This window comes from Planctobacterium sp. AWM4_229 (genome assembly GCF_056160305.1).
Map to the genome: position 1 here is coordinate 397,617 of NZ_JBSWWX010000002.1, position 21,268 is coordinate 418,884.

A 21,268-nucleotide genomic window follows, 5' to 3' on the forward strand; every position below is an offset into this window, starting at 1 on the left:
ACCCCTTAAGGAAAAACACTTGAAAACAACCATGCTCACGCAATCTCACATAGATATCATTAAATCCCTCGCCCCTTTGCTGGAGACAACGGGTGCCACGTTAACCGATCATTTTTATGGTCGCTTGTTTGCCGCGCATCCCGAACTGATGGACATTTTCAATATGAGCCACCAGCAGTCAGGAGCGCAAAAGCTGGCCCTGTTTAGCATCATCGCCGCCTACGCCAAAAACATTGAAACTCCGCAAGCGCTGCGAAAAGACGTTGAGCGCATTGCTCACAAGCACACTAGCTTCAACGTTCAGCCTGAGATGTACCAAATCGTAGGGCACCATTTAACAGAAACCCTCAAAGAGCTGACTGGCGAACTATTCACCGCTGAGGTGGAAGAAGCCTGGCAAGCAGCGTATGCCTTTCTCGCCGAGATGTTTATACACCGCGAGCAGCAGCTCTACGCTGGTAAACTAGCAGAGCAAGGAGGCTGGAATGGTTCCCGAACCTTTATCGTACAGGCCATTGAACAAGAGTCTGAACTGGTGAAAAGTTTTATTTTGGCCCCGGAAGACAATGGCCCGGTCATTTCTTACCAGCCCGGCCAATACCTGGGGATAAAAGTGAAACCACCGGGCTATCCGCACACCGAAATACGGCAATACTCCCTATCAGATAAACCCAATGACGAGAGCTATCGCATTTCGGTTAAACGCGAGTCCGGAGACATTCCAGGTGTGGTTTCAAATTACCTGCACGACCATGTAAACAAGGGCGACGCTATTGAGGTTCACCCCCCAGCGGGTGATTTCTACTTCCAGGATCGAAACACGCCAGTAGTACTGGTCTCAGCGGGTGTGGGGGCGACACCCATGCAGGCCATGCTGGAGCACCTTGCACATACTCACTATGAACACCAGGTGTACTATTTGCACGCTTGTGAAACACCAGCACAGCACAGTTTTTCACAGCGTACAAAAACGCTCATATCCCATAACAACTGGCAATCGTTTACCTGGTATGCACAGCAGAGCCATGCTGATGCCCTACAGGGCATGATGAATTTCGATGCAGTGAACTTACCTTATGGTCTGGCCCATTTTTATCTGTGTGGTCCGGTGGGCTTTATGGCATTTGTCAAAAAACAGCTCCTGGCTCAGGGTGTCGCCCAAGAACGCATACACTACGAGGTATTTGGCCCCCATCAGGATTTATAAGTCATATTGTAAATAGCAATGCCTTCAAATCAATAAGCCACCTCCTTCAAAGGGTGGCTTCGTATTGACTCCCTGAAAACACACCACTACAAGTCTCTGCGATGTTAAGTCTGAAGTGCTATTCGGGGATCCCTTGACAAAAAGTTAACTAAGTATTCAGAAAAAACGACAGCAACCAGCACCGGGAAAGGTATCAAGCACTTTAAATTTGCGAATCGGTTTGGTTATAGACCAAAGTCGTACTCCAGTAATTTTATAAACGGGCGATAACAAGGTATGCAATAGCGCCGGAGGTACTTATGGACATTTTGCACAACCAACCAACCAAAAACTCAGAAAAAGCGGAAGAAAAGGCTATTTTTGAAACACTCAAAACTGAGTCGCACTTGTCAGGCATGTCTGATACCGATGCTATTTTTTTAATGCATCTGGATGTGCCAGATGCCATCCTTAAGAAGCTACGTGCTCACTAAGACTTGCAACTCGGACTGATATTCGACGCACTGTCAGGTCATTGTGGTGCGTCGGGAACATTACAATCGTCTTGGCGGAAAGTATCCACCAGATAAATAATTTTCCAGCCTTCTTCGAACTTGTATAGCTGAAAAGAATTCACACCACAATGGCTTATCTTGTCTCCGAGATAAAAAGCGAACTGGGTCCATACCGAAGCCAACTTGTCGTCTTGTTGGATTTGAATGTCCCATATATGCTCATCCCAAATTTGATTTTCAGGCTTATTCTCAACCGCTTGAGCAAATTTTTCAGGTGTCCCCCCCTCACGAAAAGTCGCATGGGCACGAGTCATTACCGCATTTTTTGCAAATGCCGCTCTGACTTTATCGCCATTGCCTTCCCGCATACCGTCAAACAAAAGCGTGACAGGACTCATGATAGCATCCTGCGCTTTTTCATGACCCCACACCGGATTTGCGAGCAACAGGAACACACAAACAATCGCTGCGCAGCGTTTCGATAAAATTGACATACTTTCCTCACAAGATAACCGAATTTTTCACATTACACCTTACCCAACTTTGAAGGCGCTTAAAATCAATAACATGTACCAACTCAACGTTTACTGATCCCGGTTTGACGTAATTTTATTGGCGGGAGAATTAAACCTGTTAATACTCAGCAAATTATCAGTGTTATTTTCGTGGGATGCACCGTAAGAAGTCCGGGTAAACAACACTTAAGCAGTTAGAAGAGGCCCAACAGTGAGCAGCAAATTTATCGTTTCAGCCTTAACACTTGCATTTCTGAGTGGGTGCGGTGGCGGTGGTTCCGATACCACGCCAGCTGTTGTGCCAACGACCACTACACCGACAACCCCACCTCCCGTTGAAGACACAGGACCGAGAATCGATGTTATTACACTACGTACCTCTGCCAACCAGTTAGCTGCCGGAGGCTGTGCTGCCGATGCAACCAGCAGCACCGGTGCTTTCAGCGACGTCTCACAAGCGGCTGGGTTGTGTTATGAAGTGAATACGAGTCCAGAAGATGGCATTCCGGCCCGCGTCGCAGGCGGTATTGCAGTACAGGATGTTAACCAGGACGGTTATCTGGATATTTACGTCACCCATGGTCGCGATACTAAAGGCAAACTATTCAGTCTTTCAGCTGAGGATAGCTTTACCGATATCACCGTCTCCTCTGGCATCAATGTCAGTGCCACAGACCATTCCGCCGCCTTTGTAGATGTGGACCAAGATGGTTTGAGTGATCTGTTAAGTATTCAGGAAGCCAGCCCCTGGCTGCAGATATTTAAAAATACAGGCAATGGCAGTTTTACTGAGATCAGCGACAGTGTTGCGCTGACGTTAAGCAAAGATACCTACTCTGTAGCCGCCAGTGACATTGATAACGACAATGACCTGGATCTGTTTTTTGCTCACTGGCACCCCGACAATCCCCAAAATCGCTGGGAATTTTTATGGGAGAATCGCGGCCCCAATCAATATCACGATATCAGCGATACCGTAGATCTGGAAGAGTTCGACAGCGCTGATGCCGATGCCATGGCAGATCAGTTTTCCTTCACCCCGGTTTTTGCCGATATCAATCTGGATCAGTTCCCCGATTTGCTTTTGGCGGCTGACTGGAGCACCAGTCAGGTACTGGTGAATAACGGCGGCAGTAGCTTTGTGGATCAAACGGTACCCGCGGTGATCAACGACCGCGCAGGTATGGGCGGTACCGTGGCCGATTACGACAATGACGGCGATCTGGATTGGTTTGTCTCTGCCATCGGCGATCCTCGCGAAGAATTTCTCACCGTGGGCTTATTTGATGGTAACCGCCTGTATCGCAATGAAGGCGACGGCACTTTTTTAAACATGACCGATTATGCCGATGTGCGCCAGGGCTTCTGGGCTTGGGGCGCTTGTTTTGCCGATGTCAATAATGATGGTTTTGATGATTTATTTATCGTTAACGGCTACAACGGCTGGACAGAAGAGCAAGCCCAAAGTGGCAACTTTGAGCAGTTTTTAGCAACTCCAGCACGGCTGTACATCAACCAACAAGATGGCACCTTTGAAGAACAAACTGAACAGTTTGGTATTACCCATACCGACATGGGGCGTGGATTAGTTTGTTATGACTACGACCGGGACGGCGATATTGATTTAATGATTGCCAACAGCGGTAAATCGCCCACTTTGTATCGCAATGACAGCGCAGCAGAGGGTAACGGTTTTCTCAACATACAATTGCAAGGCCTGCAAGAAAATCCGGAAGCTGTAGGCGCTAAAATCTATGTAAGAGCTGGTAATTTAACTCTGTTTAAAGAGCTACAGCTGGGCAATCACTATGTGTCACAAAATCCGGTAGAGGCCCATTTTGGGCTTGGCGACAATGTCACTGTCGAAGAAATTCGCATCGTTTGGCCCGGCAATGCAGCCCTGGAAACGATAGTGAGCAACATCGCCAGCAACCAATTTATCCGCTTGTATCACCCGGATTTAGAGGCTGAATAGCCTCCGTATTTAAAGTTTTACTAAAGCTGGTTGTTCGCCGCGATATAAATCCACGGGGATTATTTCCTCGTTTCCTTGATTAACGCGCAGCTGAAAGTAGTTCTCGGTGCACTCATAAGAGTAAGCATTGTCTTCACGGGGTATCAATCTGCGCTTCTTTTCCCCCTCGAATTGAGCATAAAGTTGCTTAGCTTCAAAGGTAATGGTCAGTACCTCAGAGTCAGCAGTCTGATATTCGCCAGTCAACTTACTCGCTAACGTCTCAATATCCGAGGTTTCAGCAATAGGTTGTGGAGATAAACCCAATTGCACGGCAAGCATGTCCAACAATGCAGGGCCGGGATGCTGGGTGTCTTGATTACTGAATACCGTGGCACTCAACTCCTGCTGCGGAAAAGTAATATTCCAGGCAAAAAAGCCCGGAACCCTGCCTTGATGACTGAAACTATGCAAACCACTGATGGGATAAATATCAATACCAAACCCATAGTTGGTTGCTGTGCCATCTTGTAGCGTTGCTTTGGTTGTCATCAATTTATAGCTATCTTTTGAAATCACTTTTCCAGATTTCAAGGCATTGTTCCAGCGACTCATATCCGCAAGCGTTGATGCGATTGCCCCAGCGGCATAAATCCAACTGCGATCAATATTCCACAGGTTTTGCGAGGGATCATCAGGTTTGAGGTAGTGGTCAGGATTATCTTGATTAAGGGTATAACCATTAGTGCTACCTGCAGTTGTGCCCTTGGATATGACAACAGTATCGTTCATTTTTAGCGGCTTAAAAAAGCTATTTTCCATGAACTTCGGGTAAGGCAACCCCGAGGCCACCTCAATAACTTTACCCAACAAAAGATAGCCCATGTTTGAATAGCTATAGCGTTGTCCGGACTCGGCAATAAGCGCTTGTTTGGTAACGATATCCAACACCTGATCGATAGTGGCATATTTGTCCCAAATAGCAGTGACTTCAGGGTTATCCAGATAATCAGGCAAGCCCGCGGTGTGGCTTAACACCCTGGCGATGGTTAACTCGCTGTATTCGCTATTAAGTTGCGAGATAAACTTGCCCAATGGGTCTTGTAAGGAAAGCTTATTTTGTTCTGCTAGTTTCAAAATAGCAGCAGCTGTAAATGTTTTGGTCGCTGAACCGATTTGAAACACACTATCTAACTGGAGCGGCTGTTTTTCATCAATATTAGCCAGCCCCAAAGCATTGCTGTAAACAAGTCGCCCCGATTGCTCCAACCGCACGGCCATACCTGGTGCGTCAGCAGAATAATGACACTGCATTATTTTATCGAAATCCTGCGCTTGTGCAGTAGCACATAGCCCCAAAATCCCGAGACATAGACCAAAAACTCGCTTCTTTTTCACTTGTGATACTCCATTTAGACTAGCAACAAACCAATTGATTACACATGTAATCATATAAAGTATTACACGCGTAATCCAAAATTGCCAAGGGATTTTTTGTACTGGCTAATATGAGTGATTCAGGCGAGATAGATTGAACTTGAAAACGTGAATCATGGGCGATGAATTTTGAACACTCTCAAATAAACGAACAAAAGTAGGGGCTCGGTGAAAGCCCCGGATTCCCCGGTGACAAGTGTCACCAGAAACCAGTTTATTCGCGTACATCGTTCGAATTGAGAAGCGCAGTAAACTCTTCTTCTGGCACAAATGAGCCACTAGCAACAAGTAACTGCGACTAGAAATCGTACATTCATGGTGCTATCTTTTCCCAAGTTAAGCAATTGTGTAGCCAGTAATTGCTACATCTGAAATGAGCGATAAATAATGCCGGGTGGATCAGGTCGTATAGGTGGCGATGTATATAAGCCAGCTCAGCATGGTATAAGAAATCCCAATGCCGGCGCTGTGGGTGATGGCAGGCCTGCACCTACACGCAATGCTCCGCGTCCCCCCACATCCTCATCACCGGGAATGACGCCACCGCGTCCATCAGGCCCCGCGCCAATGGCCCCAAGAGCTGGTGGACCAGCACCTATGACGCCAACCTCAGCGACTCCAGCCCCTCAACTTGCCAGAACCAGAGGAAGAACGCGCGGCACTCCCGCAAATCATTTGTTAGGAGTTCAATCAACCGCGACTCAAAGAGCCGCAACTCTTGACAGTGCAGTGGAATTAATGGAACAAGTAAGACGCAACAACGGTGGCCCTCTGGCACCTGAATGGGATGGTCAGTCGAGAACGGCCAGGGACGGAAATCCCATGGCGACGACACGAGGCCAGTCACCTGGCGGTTCGCGAAGTTTTGAACAGCACTGGCACATGAACGATGGCGGAGGCGCATTAAGGCCTGGGGCTTTAACCTACCAAACCCCAAGGGGAACCAACACATTTGTGCAGGGGCAGGACATGGGCCGCCGGGAAAATGGCAGAGTACGAGCCACAACAGACACCTCAGCGGCAAGAGGTAAACACATTTTTCAAAACCCTAAACCCAGATAAATTTCCAAACCGGGTTTTCTAACACCCTTCACCTATAACTCTATAACGACAGTATGGCATCAGATATAGCTCTATATCTTTTGCTTGATAACGATTATCGGATTCCCTACTCATCGCTAAAAAAGCTCTCTGCGAAGGCAAAGCCTTGCTGGCCAATTTGCTCGCCCATCAGGCGTCCGGGAATATCGTCCGCTGGCGGGTGAATACCGCCCCAGATACGAGACAGGCTGCATTGATCAGCCGCATCGCGATAGGTAGCCCATTGCAGGGTCAGCGACACACTTGGTCCTTGTTCAAATACCAGAAATTCGTTGGCCTCTACTTCAAAGCCGCTCATGCCCCCCGGGAAATAGGCAGAGCCCGTAATCGCCGTCAGTACCTCAGCAGCAGCACGCGAATAAGTTGAATGGCCGGAGACATACCCGGCAAAGGGTGGAGTGACAAACGTGGGGCGCTGATAAGGCCACCAGTTCTCAGCGCGTATCCAATCGACGCCCGCCTGACTGGTAGCCGGGTCTTCAATGTAATCCGGCCCCTTCCAGGCGTATAACTTAATTTTGCCTACGTGTTCGTTATCGTCGCCTGCCAATGCGTCACCCGATTCAATCAATTCAATATAGCCCGGCACCAGAGGAATACCCTCAGCGTGATAAGAAGACAGTGTGGGATTGCTACTTTGACCTAAGTCCGCCATGGCGCGAATGGCAGAAACCGGGCGAATATAATCGTACCAGCCTTTTACCGACCAGGCAGAAATCGCGGCATCGTGCATAGTGCCGCCCAAAGTGAAATAACTTTTAATATCCCATTCCAGATTACCTACCACCTCCCCCTCACCGCGCCAGCGTTTTTCTAATTGTGGGTGGTCGTTAATGGTATTGAGGATCACAAACCAGTGGCCGGGTGGAGTTTCCGAATCGGGACCATCCGCCCAAAACTCCGCCAATACTCGCGCATAATCACCACGAGGCACCATTTGCACTTCATAAGGCTGACCCGTAACAGGATTGAGCTCGTAGCCCTGACTGGCATCACCACCCGGTAAGAGCTGATAAAAGTCGGGAAAGTCCGCGAAAGATTGAGGAAATTCGGCGATATTGCCAATACTGTTGGGAGAAATGTCCCACATCGCATCATCGGCTTGGGTTAAATGAGCGGACCAAACCGACACCAAGGCAAAGCCCCATTGATATTGGGCTGCTGAATCAGTTCCGATTAACGGCGGCAACCCCGGATCGTGATACACCTGATAATCAAAGCCATCGCGATTATAGGTTTGTTTATTGGCATCTGTTAATGCGAATGGCACCACGTCTCCCCATTCCGGACTTAAAAAATCGGGGGCATCTTCAGTGCGATTGCCGGATTGATCGATAAAGCCTTCGATCACCAGTGGCTGCCAGCGGTTCATATCCACAATATTGCTGTTGCCAACGGTTGCGCTGTCTAAAACCAATGGTAGATTTACCGGTTGATAATGTAGATTCTCGTAAAAACCTTCCTCATTGGCACCATCCTGCAAACCAAAAGCGATATAGCACTCAGCAATCGCATTGCCTAGCGCCGCGGCGGAACCGGCACCGACATCGGTGGACTCAAAAGAGGAATCAAAGCCCTGCTCAGCCATTAACTGTTCAATGTCAGCGTAAATAAACCCCACCCCCGGTGAAAAGCGAAAGCGATGTTTTATCAGACTAAATGCGGCATAACTGATGGCCTCTTCCTGAAGGGGCAAGATGTCTTCAGGAATTGAAATAGATTGAGCATTACAGGTAAAGTCAGCATCGCTGTTGCCATAGAGCCAAGGGGTATTATCGTTAAATAGCGCCCAGGCATCGTACATGGCCGCCGAGATATGAAACAAATTACGAGCGTGCACAGTGGGACGGGCAAAGTCATTGCGAATAGCATGCAATAATTGCTCATTCCACATTCTGGCAACAGAGTTACCTTCTCTTTCAGGCGTGAGTTCTACCGGATCAGGCGTGGGTACTGTGGGAGTCACAACCGGCTCATTTGTAGTGTCAGACCCTCCACCACATGCAACAGTGATGAGTGTTATCGCGAACACTATTCCGAGTGTTTTGAGCATTTTTTTCGTTGTTCTCATAATCTAATTCCATGCAACCCCATCATGACAGACTACAAACTCAAATCCTGATAGACAACGCCATTACGCCAAAGTGGACTGCAGGACCGACTAACAGAAATTATTGACTGTACTTTTTACTGGAAACAGTAGTTAATCCACCTTCTTTGAAAGGTGGCTTCGTATTAACTCACTGAAGGGAAGTCTCTAAAAGTCTGCACTATTTTCCGTTCGAAGTACCATTCGGGTTTCCCTTTACACGCAGTAAGCTAAGTATTCAGTGGACGCAATAATGAGAGGTATCAGGGAAGATACCCATACCAATAAATAACCCTCAGCATGTTACTCAGTGGAAATTGAAATGTTTTTAGACAAGGCAGATGTTTACAGGTTTGGTGGCTCCAAATCAAAAACATCTAACGCAGGATAAAAGCATTTCAAATCCATCGAAGACGACACCCCAGCGACTTATTTCTTTGTTGCGCGATATTCAAAAGACCACCAGTATTTTTTCAATCACGCGCCTCGAACTAAGCGCGCTGGGATGTCGCTGAGCGAATGCTGAGGGTTATTTATTGGTATCATCATGCCAGTATAGGGACATACTGTCATTGATGGTCATTGTTGTGCTGAATACGACGGTTACGCTTTGCGTGTCAAGGGCTGCGAAGGATTCTTAAGGAGTGCCGCAGGCAGCATTCCTTAAGGTGCTGCCGGCGCCCCGGTAAAACAACATCTGAGATTGAAGTTTTAGCACCGTCCGGGTAAACCCTTTCCTGAATAATGACTATTTGGTTTAGTAGATGGGTTGGGTCTGAAAAAGAGGAGTTATGCAACTCCTCTTCTTACGGGATGGAATGCTCAGTCCAGTTGACATTGAGATTGATAATCTGCGCCGCTGGAAGTTTTACTTTGGGGTGAATGACTCCAGTCAACTTGCTTGCCATCGATGAAGGCACATTCCACATTGATGGCGTGGATATTGGCTTCATTGCCTGCATAGCCCAGCGGATTTTTATCAACCACAATGAGATCTGCGAGTTTGCCCGGTTCAATCGAACCCAACTGTTGGTCAATACCGTGCTGCTGTGCCGGTACAATGGTGACGGCGCGTATCGCATCGCGGATAGCAATCCTTTCCTCTTCATATAGTGCTGAGCGTTGAGAATCTTGCAAGTGGGGGTAAAACCAGGTATCACGAGTTACACCTTGCTCAATAAACCACAATGGGAATAACGCACTGATACTCAGATCACTGTGCATTGAAAACGGAATATCTGCCGTCACTTCTGAGCCCATTGGGTCTATGGTGCCACCGCGAAACTCGCCCAACTCATTCTCCATTGAACGTCCCCAATAGGCGATATGGCCCACCAAATGACTTGGGGACAAAAACGGTAGCTTCAAACGCTCTTGTTCATAGAGGGACAGGATTTCCGCTGTCTCTCCCGTCGCTTTATTACCTGGGTTATTTACCGTGGAATGAATAATGGTATAGGGCAAACATTGGTATTTTCCTTTGTTAGTTTCATCCAGGCATTCCTTTTTGGGATTATCCAATGGCGTGCCCGCAACTTTTTCCTGCATGGACGACAAGGCGCTTATCGCATCTTTAATACCATCATCGCCGTTTGCATGAATATTGAAGTACCAGCCTTTTTGGGCAAATGGAGTCAGATTTTCTTCGATTTGTTCTTTGTCATAATTAGTATGACCGTCACCAAATGCTTGGCAAAGCCCATCTTTATCGTAGGGTTGTGAAAGGTTGGCACTACACCCTTGGGTTGAGCCATCTGCCCAAAGCTTAATGCCCTCTGCAGACAGCATGCCGTTAAAGGCAGCATCATCAAAATTGATCTTATATTCAGCATTCTCATTTTGCGGCAGTGATGCCCAATTATAAACAGCGCGAATTCGGGTAAACGCCTGTTGGTTTGCCACTAAACTCTTATAACTGGTTATCATATCCGGCGTTGCCCCGCCTTCCACGAAAGTGGTAACACCTTGTTTTGATGCCGTTAACAAAATGCCACTCATGGTAGCTTGAAACGCAGAGTTGAGTTCCTCAGTTGAATCAGGCTTTTCGCTTTTGAGCAATGGCGGTGCACCATGCCCCACCATTTCCTGCATGTTCAAATGTGCAGTTTTGACATTGCGCTCGATAGCTTCGAAGAAGGGTCCATAGGCCGTTTCTTCTTTTAGTAGTCCCGAGTACTGCCAGTTATTGGTGCCTGACTTGGAGGTATCCTCTACGATATCCCACTCGCCATCAGGAAAGTACAATGCCTGAACCAGCAAGCTGGCATTAGTCATCTGTTGTTGGGTGGCTTCTTCACACATCAAGGTCACTGAGTCACCTTTAATGCCAAGATCACTCCAGGCAGGTGGCATGGTTCCCGGATGCAATTCCCGATATTTGGCAGCAAACTCAGCTTCGTCATATTTGCCATCGCACAGCCCGGTTTCCTTGAAAGCTAACATATTGGCGTATCCCAAATGACCCGACTGATCCAACACAAACAGTGGCTTGGGTTCTGATAAAGTGGAAAGTGCGTCATCGATTGTTTTTATCGGGAAGTTTAAAAATGCCTGATTTTTATCAATAGCATCAGCAAATCGTTCTCTTGTTTGCGCCACATCGTCAGAAAAATCGTAACGATTTTGCTCAGATAACAGCATTCTGGACGGGTCGAGACCATTGCCGATAATCCAGGGGAAATCGGCTTTGGCATTTTTCGCCAGGCTTGCCAGCGCTTCATCCACATACAGGTAACAGGCGTCCCCTTCTTCAGGATAATAGAGCCAGCCGTATTGTGCTTCCAATTGACTTTGATATTTGTCCGGTAGACAAGGCATAACATTTGGCACGGATGATGTCTGAGCGGTTTGATAGAGATGTGCATGGGGCTCAATAAACCCCGGCATGAGTGTCCGGCCTTTCAGATCCAAGTATTTTATTTCGCTGCTTTTATATTTTGAGAGCTCAGATTGAAGCTGCGATTGTTTGACAACCTCCTCAATCACTCCGTTATTGACAATAACAGCGGCAGCGTTTTCGCTTTGCTGGTATACGTTATTTTTCTCATCAACAGTGACAATATCACCGCCGTGTATCACCAATATTTCATTGTTATTATCAACCGCGGTTGTGCAACCCAGCAGCATCATTGATGCAGCAAGAAAAGACAGTGTCATCGGTTTTTTCATAAATATTCCCTTTTCATCAACTACTTAATCGATAGACAGGATAAATGTTGGTGCCAATTAAGCTATTACGAGGCCTTACACCAGCAGGGATGAGAAATCGAAATCGCTAATGATTGCTAAGCGCAAATAAAGGGGCTAATCTGCTGGTAACTTCTTTATTCGAGGAATCTTGTTGATGCTGCCTAAATCCCTGCTGTTTATCTTTATGGTCTTTACTACGACAGTGTCTGCTCATGGCTTCAAATCCCCTGAAGCCGCCATTGAATCTTATATCACGGCGGTTAAAACCGGCTCAGGAAAACATATAGAAATGGCCTTCGCTGAATCTGCATCCATCCAGTATTACGATGAACAGGGTGGATATAAAGTATATAGCAGAGACAGCTTTGCCAAGCTGGTGAACAGTGGCAATGAATGGGATGCCGATATCGAAATCACCAGTGTGCGCAAAACCGGTAATGCTGCCAACGCCACCGTGGAATTTACCTGGGGCAGTGAAAATCAAAAAGGTTATGTGGATTATCTAAACCTTATTTTTGATGGTAAAAGCTGGCACATTAGCGACAAGGTAGCGCAATTCGTACCACGCGAGTAATACAGCAAGACTATGAGGACACAACTCACCCGCCAGCTCCATGGCTTAGTGAGAAGAGAATTATTGAACTTCTACTTGCGTAAGCTTAGCTCTGGCGACACGCTGTGAGAATTTATAGAAGACAAAAGTGATACAAATGAATATCGCTATCTCGGTAAGGGAAAACTGCTCAAGATAGTCAACCGGCCAGCAAATTGCTGCCACAAAATTCATGATTTGTTCAATGAGTATGCGGATCAACATGCCAATACCCAGGCTATCAATAAAGGCCGACAGCCCAGGCCAGTCGGCAATAAAGTCCCGCACCTGACCTATTTCAATAAAGACTAACTGGATAAAAGCGATGATGCCGTAATAGCCACCGCCAAATTCCAGCCATTTATCCAGAAAACCATTGCCAGTTTTGTAAGGACGTTTATTACCTTGTGCGTCCTTTTTCAGGGTTTTAGTTTTAACATCATCAAACTCATCCCCCAAGCCTCGCTTATAAGCATAAAAATGCAAAGCAAACCCCATGGCAAATACCAGCGTGCTCATGTAAGTGATGTGCCAAATTAGATTGAACATGAAAATCTGCCGTTTTAGGTCACACCGCTAATCATCTTAGACAGGGCATAACAAAAGTGTCGATTCAAAAGACATCGACACTTGAGCGAGCTCATCATTCGAAGCGGATGTTATCAATATAGGCTGCATCGTCATAAGTGTCGACACTGCCGTCTTTGTAGTAGCGCCACTCTATAACATTCTCACCATTGCTCAAACTAAGCTGGTAATTCTGCCAATCAGAATTCGAAATACGTAATAGCCGCTCACCATTAACATAAACACTCAGTTTATCGCAGCAACTCTCAGCAGATACTTTGGCATCAAAGCTCAACGTGCCATCCGTAAACAACCCCTCAATTTGCACTGAGCTGGATTGATTGTGAGTTATTTCTCCTGATTTTAAGCTTTGACTGCCATCGGAAGCGTAGTCTGTTGAGAGGACCCAATCGGCACTACTCTCATCTGTATTTTGCCAAAATGTATTCAAGCTTCCCTCAAAGGATTCGCTCATCGTCCCTATCGCTTCAGGCACCGAATCTGCATCATTTGGATCGGTTACATAAACATTAATTTCGTCTGAATCACTGAAACCGTCACCGTCGCTGTCGGCATTTAGCGGGTCCGTTTCATGTTCGTTAATTTCGTCACCATCGTTCAAACCATCCATATCGGTGTCGTCATTTACAGGAGAGGTTTCATAAGTGTGAACCTCCTCATAATCATTCAACCCATCAGCATCGCTGTCGGTATTATCTGGAGCGGTACCCAATAAATACTCCTCCAGGTTCGTAAGGCCGTCTGCATCCAGATCAAGTTCAGCGTCATCGGCATCAACGTCGGACAACCCATATTGCATCTCCCACCAGGCAGGAAGCACATCTCCGTCATTATCCCCCAACGCAATCACGGAAAATGTCAGCTCAGCACCATCTTGCTGAACAAAAACCAAATCGCTATCCACTACGAAAATGTTTAGTACGCTATTACTTTGCTCAAAGCTGGCAAGCGTACTGAAATCATCGTAAGAGATGAGTTCAACTAACCAGTTTTCATCAGCTTCTCGGGCAATAATCAACATGTCTGAGTAGTCCACAGCTGCTGATATTGCGTAATCAAAGATAAAATCTCTAGATAACGACTCTGCATCATGCAACGCGCCACTGCCTAACAATACCTGGGTACCCGCGTTTACTACGGATATTTTGCCACTCATATAACTGGAAGAATGATAGGGAGATTCACCATAGGCCGTGATCTCGCCAGTAGTTTGAGAGACTTCTTCGTAATGTAAATCTCTGGGAGAATGATCACTGTAGTGGTAAACCCGATCATACAGCTCATTCCATGCATAATAAGGAGAGTAGTAATTCCATTCGCGACTGTCGGTTAAATTGCCGTTTACGTCAATAACATAGTGGCTATTCCAAGCACCACTGTTGTCCTGTGCCATAACGTACTCCCCTACTGAGGCGAGTCCTCCCACCGATGAAGGTAACCTATACAATTGCTGCTCAGCACGACTCCCTTCCAGGTCGATGTAAGTGATTTGTCCCGAACTATAGGCGAAGTATAAGCGTCGATGCGCCTCTGAATACGCCATCAAATGCGGTGCTTCAGTAGTGAAGCCATTACTGATGCCTACCGAATAGGGATTTTGATACTGCTGCGTCTCTGTCGACCAAGTATAAACTTTACTGTTGGTCTCACTGAACAGGTAAACCATGCCCTCCGCATCTGCCAGAATTTCATCTGGCACAAACTCAGGCATAGTAGCGCTGTAGTCACAGCCACCAGAACCATCATCATGACTATCCAACCAGCAAGCGGCATCTTCAGGGAAAACATCCAAAGTCAGGCCTGTAGTAGAATCTTCTTCGCTATAACCTTCATTCCAGCTGTCGGGATAACCATCGTTATCAATATCTATGGACGCAGCAACATCAGTCGGGAAGGCATCCTCAGTGTTTTCTACGCCATCACCGTCGGTATCGTTGTTAGGCTCGTAAAGGGTAAACGTCAGTTCGCCGTTTACCAGGGTCACAATCACATTGTGCTCAGCCGCTCTAACAATACCCTGTAGTTCACCCGTTAAGCTCTGGGTTTCAATAGTGCGATTGCTACTATCACTGCGCTGCAATGTTAGACTGCTGTTGGATTGGCTCAATCTAATAAGTTCGTCATTATCCAACCAAAGGGCATCGCTCAGCGAACCTACATTACCCTGCCAGGTTAAGTCGTCGGCATCGTAAACATCTCCGCTGCCCAATAGCACCTTGCTGTCATCGAGGGAAACTCGAATAGGACCGCGTATAATATAGTCACCGTGATAGGGTGTTTCACCATCTCCGGTTATCGTGCCACTCGCCTGATCAATAATTTCATACATCAGATCATTGGGACTAGTCCCATCTCTGAAAAAGTAAACTCTATCGTTAGTCTCATTCCACGCGTACGCGGTAGAATACTCATTCCAATCTTGGCTATCTGTTAAATTGCCATTGATATCGAAAATATAATGGGTAGACCAAGCACCGCTTCCATCTTGCGCAAGCATAAAGTTGCCAACAGACGTTAACCCTCCGACTGCCAAGGGTAAGACATAGAAGGCCTGTTCAGTGCGGTTGCCTTCTAAATCTATGTAGCTGATTTGCCCAGAACGGTAACCAAAATACAAACGGCTGTGCGCTTCTGAATACGCCATTAAATGTGGCGCTTCATTGGTTAGGCCGTTACTGCTACCCACCGAATAGGGGTTTTGATACTGCTGCGTCTGTGCCGACCAGGTATAAACTTTACTGTTAGTCTCACTGAACAGATAAACTGTACCATTCACATCCGCCAGAATCTCATCTGGCACAAATTCAGGCATAGTGGCGCTGTAGTCACAGCCACCAGAACCATCATCATGACTATCCAACCAGCAAGCGGCATCTTCAGGGAAAACATCCAAAGTCAGGCCTGTAGTAGAGTCTTCTTCGCTATAACCTTCATTCCAGCTGTCGGGATAACCATCGTTATCAATATCTATGGACGCAGCAACATCAGTCGGGAAGGCATCCTCAGTGTTTTCTACGCCATCACCGTCGGTATCGTTGTTAGGCTCGTAAAGGGTAAACGTCAGTTCGCCGTTTACCTGGGTTACTATCACATTGTGCTCAGCCGCTCTAACAATACCCTGTAGTTCACCTGTTAAGCTCTGAGTTTCAATAGTGCGATTGCTACTATCGCTACGCACCAATGAAAGACTGCTTTGGGATTGTGTTAGTTTAATGAGTTCATCATTATCCAACCAAAGAGCATCGCTTAGCGTACCCACATTACCTTGCCAGGTTAAATCATCAGCATCGTATATATCACCGCTACCCAAAAGCACCTTGCTGCCATCAAGCGAAACTCGAATGGGACCACGTATGCTGTAGTCACCGTGATAAGGTGAATCGTCTGAGCTACCGAACAATCCGGTAGTTTGGTCCACTTCTCTATATAATAAATCGTTGGGACTGGTCCTATCTCTGAAGTGATATAGTCGCTGATTCTGGGCATTCCAGGCTGTTACTTCAGAGAAGTAGTGGCTACTGAGTTCGTCAGTCTGAATACCGTTTTCGTCTACCGCATGTAACATGGAATTATAATAACCACCACTTCTGGCGATGAGAAAGTTACCCGCCATAGCTAGATTATCTACCACCTGTGGCAACTGAGTGAATTCCTGCTCCGCACGACTCCCCGTCAAGTCAATGAAGGTAATACGGCCAGATTCATAGCCAAAATACAAACGTTGATGCGCTTCGGAATAGGCAATACTGTCTGGATTTTCCGTGCTAAAGCCAGTGTCATTTCCTAAGGCATAAGGGTTTTGATACTGCTGTGTATCAGCCGACCAAGTATAAACTTTGCCGTTTGTTTCACTGAACAGGTAAACCGTGCCATCCACATCCGCCAAAATTTCATCTGGTACAAACTCAGGCATGGTAGCGCTGTAATCACAGCCTCCTGAGCCGTCATCATGACTTTCCAGCCAGCAAGCGGCATCTTCAGGGAAAACGTCCAGAGTCAATCCGGTAGTTGAGTCTTCTTCGCTATAACCTTCATTCCAGCTATCGGGATAGCCATCATTATCGGAATCTAGCGATGCCGCAGCATCAGTGGGGAAAGCATCTTCAGTATTTTCAACGCCGTCACCATCTGTATCATCGTTGGGTACATATAATGAAAATTGTAATTCATCGCTTGCTTTGTGAATGATGACATTGTGTTCACCGGTAGACAAAGCGCCAACTAACTGCCCCTCAAGATTAAGCGATTCTACAGTGCGATTGCTGCTGTCTCTGCGCTGCAAAGTGATGCTTTGCGTTGATTGGTTCAGTTTTAGTAATTCGTTACCCTCTAACCAAAGGGCATCATCCAACTCACCGACATTGCCCCGCCAGGTTAAATCACTCGCATCATAGATATCGCCGCTACCCAGCAGCACTTCGCTGCCATCTGCTGAGATTCGAATAGGCCCGAATATACGGTAATCCCCGTGATAGGGAGACTCACCACTGGCACCGAACTCGCCCGTATTCTGGTCGACTTCCTTGTAGTAAAGATCATTGGGACTAATACCATCACTAAAGTGGTAATAGCGGTTGTTATTAGCATTCCAGGCATTGGTAAGCGACGAATAGCTACTGGACAAACTGCCTGCTTCAACACCATTAATATCAATTGAAACAACGGGAGCTCTGTAGTGGTAGCCGCTGCGAGCAACCAGGAAATTACCCGCAGGAACCAAACTGCTTGCAGCGGAAGATAACTGATAATAATCAGTTTCTGTGCCATCCCCATCGACGAAAGTAATAGCGCCATTGGAATAGCCTAAATACAAACGTTGGTGCTCCGAAGACCAGATCATGGTAATAGGTATTGAATTGGAGAAGCGGCCCGTTTCTCCTACTTCCAGCGGAGCCAGATAAGTTTGACTCTCGGCAGACCAGCGTTGAATGAAGTTACTTTCCTCACCCAGCATGTAAATAGTGCCAGCATCATCAACGGCCAGTTTGACAGGATTAAAATCTCCGAGAATTGCGCCGTAATTACAATTGCCATCGCCATCGTCATGACTTTCTAACCAACAAAACTCATCCTCTGGGAAAACATCCAGTGAAAGCCCGTTACTGGAGTCAGACTCCCCAAAACCGACATTCCAGTTATCGGGATAGCCGTCCTGATCTGAATCAACGGAAGCGGCAATATCGGCTGGGAAAGCATCAAGATCGTTATCAATACCATCACCATCTATGTCCTCCAACAATGGATGGCTGGTTAACCTCAGGTTGTGCAATTCTTGCGTTAAAACTGTGATGTTGCTGTTATCTCGCGCAATATCTAATGGCGCGCCGTCAAATAGCGGAAAATCCAGTTCTCTAAAAGAAGATTCATACCGCCCTAATCGACTTTTTCCACCTTGATAAGCCAAGGTTATAAATTCATCGTTTTCTGGTACTAATTCAATATCGATTACAGAGAGATCATGCCACTGAGTTAAATAAGAGAGATCTGATTTGGCGAAAACTGAGTCACCGATAAAGAACACATCGGGCTCACTTTCCAAAACAAACATGGGACCAGAATAGAGGTGCTCCGAATTAAAATAGACGTAATTGTTAAGGCTTAAAGAACCCGTATCAGAATCGAAATTCCATTTGCTCATATAGCCATAGTAGTTCTCCCCCATGTGCACATATAAGCTATTTTCATCAGCCTCCCAAACGGAGTCGATAACTGGCCATCCCAAGCTCACCTGACTTGTCATCACACCATTTGGGTCATAAACAAAAATATTATAGCTGTCACTTAACAACAAAAAGTTGCCAATGGTTTTCATGTACGTGGACAGGCTTAAGTTGCTCAAGAACGTCGTATACTGATAATTTTCATCAAAATAACCTACTTCACCGTCCTGCCAGGCGACGTACAACAATTGATTGCTCTGGGAATAGTGGAAAGCAATCGCATTGCTATCCTGAGTCAGATTAACGGGTTCTCCAAAATTATTGCTGGCGATATCTATAGGTAAGATCTGTGCTCTGGCTGGAGAATAAATGAGTAATTCACCTGGCTTTTTAAAGGTAATGAGGTTGTTGCGATCTTGGTTTAACAGTCTTAAGTAACAATCTTCTCCATCACCATCTTGCAACAGGTTACAAAGGGTATCTTCTGGATAAGCATCAGCATTATCACCAACACCGTCGCCATCGGAATCATAGGCTTCATTTGGATCATCTGGATATAAGTCGCTATTATCACCAACACCATCGCCATCGGAATCTTCATATTCACTGGCATCAGTGGGGAAAGCATCCTGCGCATCGGGTATGCCGTCATTATCAGAATCTGTCGCTAACAAGTCGGTTCCAGCTGAAAGCTCCTGACCATTGTTAAGACCATCATCATCGAAATCAAACTCGTAAAAGATTTTATAGGATTGCTGGGCAAGTGGGATATCAGTGGTACGCAAACCAAATTTCAAACGGCTGATGCCATCGGCATTATCACTCTGCGCGTCAATCCCTGAAGAATTGAGTACATACCACAATTTAGAGCTGGGACGGCGCACCGCAATATCAGCTCGGCCATCACCATCGTAGTCTGCCACAACGGGAATATCTTCACTGCGTTTACCAAAGGTGCGGCGGGTTATACCATCGGGATTGCCTGTCAGGAGATCTGTGCCAGAAGAGTTTAAAATATACCAGACTTTACTCGATGGTCTTCTAACCGCTAAATCTGCCCTGCCATCACCATCAAAATCGGCAGGCACTGGTATATCTTCTGCACGCTTACCAAAGCTATAACGGGTATTGCCATCTTCGTTTCCTGAAATGAGATCATTACCTGACGAGTTACGGATAATCCAATTTGATGTTTCAGCCTGTCTGATGGCTAAATCGGCTTTTCCATCTCCATCGTAATCAGCGGGTACGGGAAAGTCAGAACGACGTTCTCCAAAGACTTGTCGAGAAATACCATCATTGTTATAAGTCAGGTTATCAACACCCGAAGAGTTCTTTATATACCATGTAAGGTTATCTGTGCGATATACCGCGAGATCAGTTATGCCGTCACCATCATAATCAGCAGGCACAGGTACGTCGCTGGAACGGCGTCCAAAAACTTGGGTAACCTGCTCTCCTGTAGAACTGAGCTGAATAATCCATTCTGCTGTAGCTGGGCGTCTGACACCTACATCGCGAATGCCATCACCATCAAAATCACCGCTCACTGGCACATCTGTCAACGAGCGTCCCAACGCATAACGCTGGATTCCATCACCTCGAGTTGAGTTGAAGTTACCACCAGAGTTTTTGATGTAATGGGCACCATTTGAAGGCCGATTCACGCCAATATCGGCTAGTCCATCACCATCGAAATCGAAGTCTGATGCGTTGGTGTAACCAAATGTCGATGCAACTAAGAACGCCCAAAAGGGGAAGGTATTTTTGACCAGCATGAGTCCTTTCTCTAAATCCATTAATTAAACGAGGCGAATATAAATCAGGCAAATGTGTTTTGCAATACTCATCTTTTGAGTCATTGATTTACCTGGTAAAACTTGTTGTAAACTGATTTAAATCATTATTTTTTCGAGCAATGAAGTGCGCCACTACTTTATTAGATCTTCAAGCGATTATTATTGTCTCTGCTTTTTCTAACAACATGAGCGCCGCGCTCAAAATCAGATTTTGCCAGTCTATCGTATAGTACTACATTGACGGTCGCGGCAAGGTTCATGCTGCCATGTGTGGGGATATAAACAACGTCATCGCATGCTGAAACCAGCTCGGGGTTTACTGACGCATCTTCGGGGCCAAAGATGTAAAAGGCATTCTCCGGGTGCTGGTAATCCGGCAGCGGAACCGCCCCCTCCACCAACTCCACTACAACTTTTCTTGCCCCCTTTGGGACCATGGCTAACAGATCATCCACCCCTACAGTAGGGATCTTTTGATGCATGTTTTGGGTATCGGCATTGAATTCTTTGGCGTAACGATAGCGATTTCCGGTGTAAAACACTGAACTGGCACCATAACAGCCCGCCGCTCTCAAGATAGAAGCGACATTACTGGCGGATTTTGGGTTTTGCAGACCAAGGGTAACAAGAGATTGTGGCATTT

Annotated in this window: 12 protein-coding genes; 5 read left to right on the forward strand and 7 right to left on the reverse strand. The window is 46.4% G+C overall.

The window, feature by feature from the left end; all coding sequences use genetic code 11:
- Positions 1-19: 19 nt before the first annotated feature.
- Positions 20-1,207, forward strand: a complete 1,188-nt coding sequence (gene hmpA, locus ACXAGP_RS04790) for an NO-inducible flavohemoprotein (protein ID WP_475259879.1) — start codon at positions 20-22, stop codon at positions 1,205-1,207.
- 299 nt (positions 1,208-1,506) lie between these two features.
- The gene (locus ACXAGP_RS04795) at positions 1,507-1,680 is read left to right on the forward strand and encodes a hypothetical protein (protein ID WP_475259881.1); all 174 of its coding nucleotides are present in this window, start codon (positions 1,507-1,509) and stop codon (positions 1,678-1,680) included.
- 38 nt (positions 1,681-1,718) lie between these two features.
- On the opposite strand, the gene ACXAGP_RS04800 is transcribed toward ACXAGP_RS04795, so the two are convergent.
- A complete protein-coding gene (locus ACXAGP_RS04800) occupies positions 1,719-2,195 on the reverse strand; it encodes a nuclear transport factor 2 family protein (RefSeq protein ID WP_475259883.1) in 477 nt (158 codons plus the stop codon).
- 232 nt (positions 2,196-2,427) lie between these two features.
- On the opposite strand from ACXAGP_RS04800, the gene ACXAGP_RS04805 reads away from it, so the two are divergent.
- Positions 2,428-4,191: a CRTAC1 family protein gene (locus ACXAGP_RS04805; protein WP_475259884.1), complete on the forward strand. Its 1,764-nt coding sequence runs from the start codon at positions 2,428-2,430 to the stop codon at positions 4,189-4,191.
- Positions 4,192-4,200: 9 nt separating this feature from the next.
- Here ACXAGP_RS04805 and ACXAGP_RS04810 read toward each other — a convergent pair whose 3' ends face one another.
- Positions 4,201-5,568 (reverse strand): serine hydrolase domain-containing protein, encoded by a 1,368-nt coding sequence (locus ACXAGP_RS04810; RefSeq protein WP_475259885.1) that lies wholly within the window; start codon positions 5,566-5,568, stop codon positions 4,201-4,203.
- Positions 5,569-5,994: 426 nt separating this feature from the next.
- Between ACXAGP_RS04810 and ACXAGP_RS04815 the strand changes: the two genes are divergently transcribed.
- Positions 5,995-6,669 carry a hypothetical protein gene (locus tag ACXAGP_RS04815; protein WP_475259886.1) on the forward strand — a complete coding sequence of 225 codons (675 nt, stop codon included), beginning with the start codon at positions 5,995-5,997 and terminating at the stop codon, positions 6,667-6,669.
- Positions 6,670-6,775: 106 nt separating this feature from the next.
- Here ACXAGP_RS04815 and ACXAGP_RS04820 read toward each other — a convergent pair whose 3' ends face one another.
- Both ACXAGP_RS04820 and ACXAGP_RS04825 read right to left on the reverse strand, forming a co-directional pair.
- Positions 6,776-8,779, reverse strand: coding sequence for a vanadium-dependent haloperoxidase (locus tag ACXAGP_RS04820; RefSeq protein WP_475259887.1), 2,004 nt, complete (start codon positions 8,777-8,779; stop codon positions 6,776-6,778).
- Between the two features lie 840 nt (positions 8,780-9,619).
- Positions 9,620-11,965 (reverse strand): amidohydrolase family protein, encoded by a 2,346-nt coding sequence (locus ACXAGP_RS04825; RefSeq protein ID WP_475259888.1) that lies wholly within the window; start codon positions 11,963-11,965, stop codon positions 9,620-9,622.
- A gap of 175 nt (positions 11,966-12,140) precedes the next feature.
- On the opposite strand from ACXAGP_RS04825, the gene ACXAGP_RS04830 reads away from it, so the two are divergent.
- Positions 12,141-12,560 (forward strand): nuclear transport factor 2 family protein, encoded by a 420-nt coding sequence (locus ACXAGP_RS04830; RefSeq protein ID WP_475259889.1) that lies wholly within the window; start codon positions 12,141-12,143, stop codon positions 12,558-12,560.
- A gap of 60 nt (positions 12,561-12,620) precedes the next feature.
- Here ACXAGP_RS04830 and ACXAGP_RS04835 read toward each other — a convergent pair whose 3' ends face one another.
- The 3 genes from ACXAGP_RS04835 to ACXAGP_RS04845 form a co-directional block, all read right to left on the reverse strand.
- Positions 12,621-13,127, reverse strand: coding sequence for a hypothetical protein (locus ACXAGP_RS04835; protein ID WP_475259890.1), 507 nt, complete (start codon positions 13,125-13,127; stop codon positions 12,621-12,623).
- A gap of 94 nt (positions 13,128-13,221) precedes the next feature.
- A complete protein-coding gene (locus tag ACXAGP_RS04840) occupies positions 13,222-20,604 on the reverse strand; it encodes an FG-GAP-like repeat-containing protein (RefSeq protein WP_475259891.1) in 7,383 nt (2,460 codons plus the stop codon).
- Positions 20,605-20,765: 161 nt separating this feature from the next.
- Positions 20,766-21,266 carry an RNA methyltransferase gene (locus tag ACXAGP_RS04845; protein ID WP_475259892.1) on the reverse strand — a complete coding sequence of 167 codons (501 nt, stop codon included), beginning with the start codon at positions 21,264-21,266 and terminating at the stop codon, positions 20,766-20,768.
- Between the last annotated feature and the right edge of the window lie 2 nt (positions 21,267-21,268).

Coding starts and splice junctions, on each gene's coding strand:
- ACXAGP_RS04795 (WP_475259881.1), top strand. CDS start 1,507: ATGGACATTTTGCACAACCAACCAACCAAAAACTCAGAAAAAGCGGAA.
- ACXAGP_RS04800 (WP_475259883.1), bottom strand. CDS start 2,195: ATGTCAATTTTATCGAAACGCTGCGCAGCGATTGTTTGTGTGTTCCTG.
- ACXAGP_RS04815 (WP_475259886.1), top strand. CDS start 5,995: ATGCCGGGTGGATCAGGTCGTATAGGTGGCGATGTATATAAGCCAGCT.
- ACXAGP_RS04820 (WP_475259887.1), bottom strand. CDS start 8,779: ATGAGAACAACGAAAAAAATGCTCAAAACACTCGGAATAGTGTTCGCG.
- ACXAGP_RS04825 (WP_475259888.1), bottom strand. CDS start 11,965: ATGAAAAAACCGATGACACTGTCTTTTCTTGCTGCATCAATGATGCTG.
- ACXAGP_RS04830 (WP_475259889.1), top strand. CDS start 12,141: ATGCTGCCTAAATCCCTGCTGTTTATCTTTATGGTCTTTACTACGACA.
- ACXAGP_RS04835 (WP_475259890.1), bottom strand. CDS start 13,127: ATGTTCAATCTAATTTGGCACATCACTTACATGAGCACGCTGGTATTT.
- ACXAGP_RS04840 (WP_475259891.1), bottom strand. CDS start 20,604: ATGCTGGTCAAAAATACCTTCCCCTTTTGGGCGTTCTTAGTTGCATCG.
- ACXAGP_RS04845 (WP_475259892.1), bottom strand. CDS start 21,266: ATGCCACAATCTCTTGTTACCCTTGGTCTGCAAAACCCAAAATCCGCC.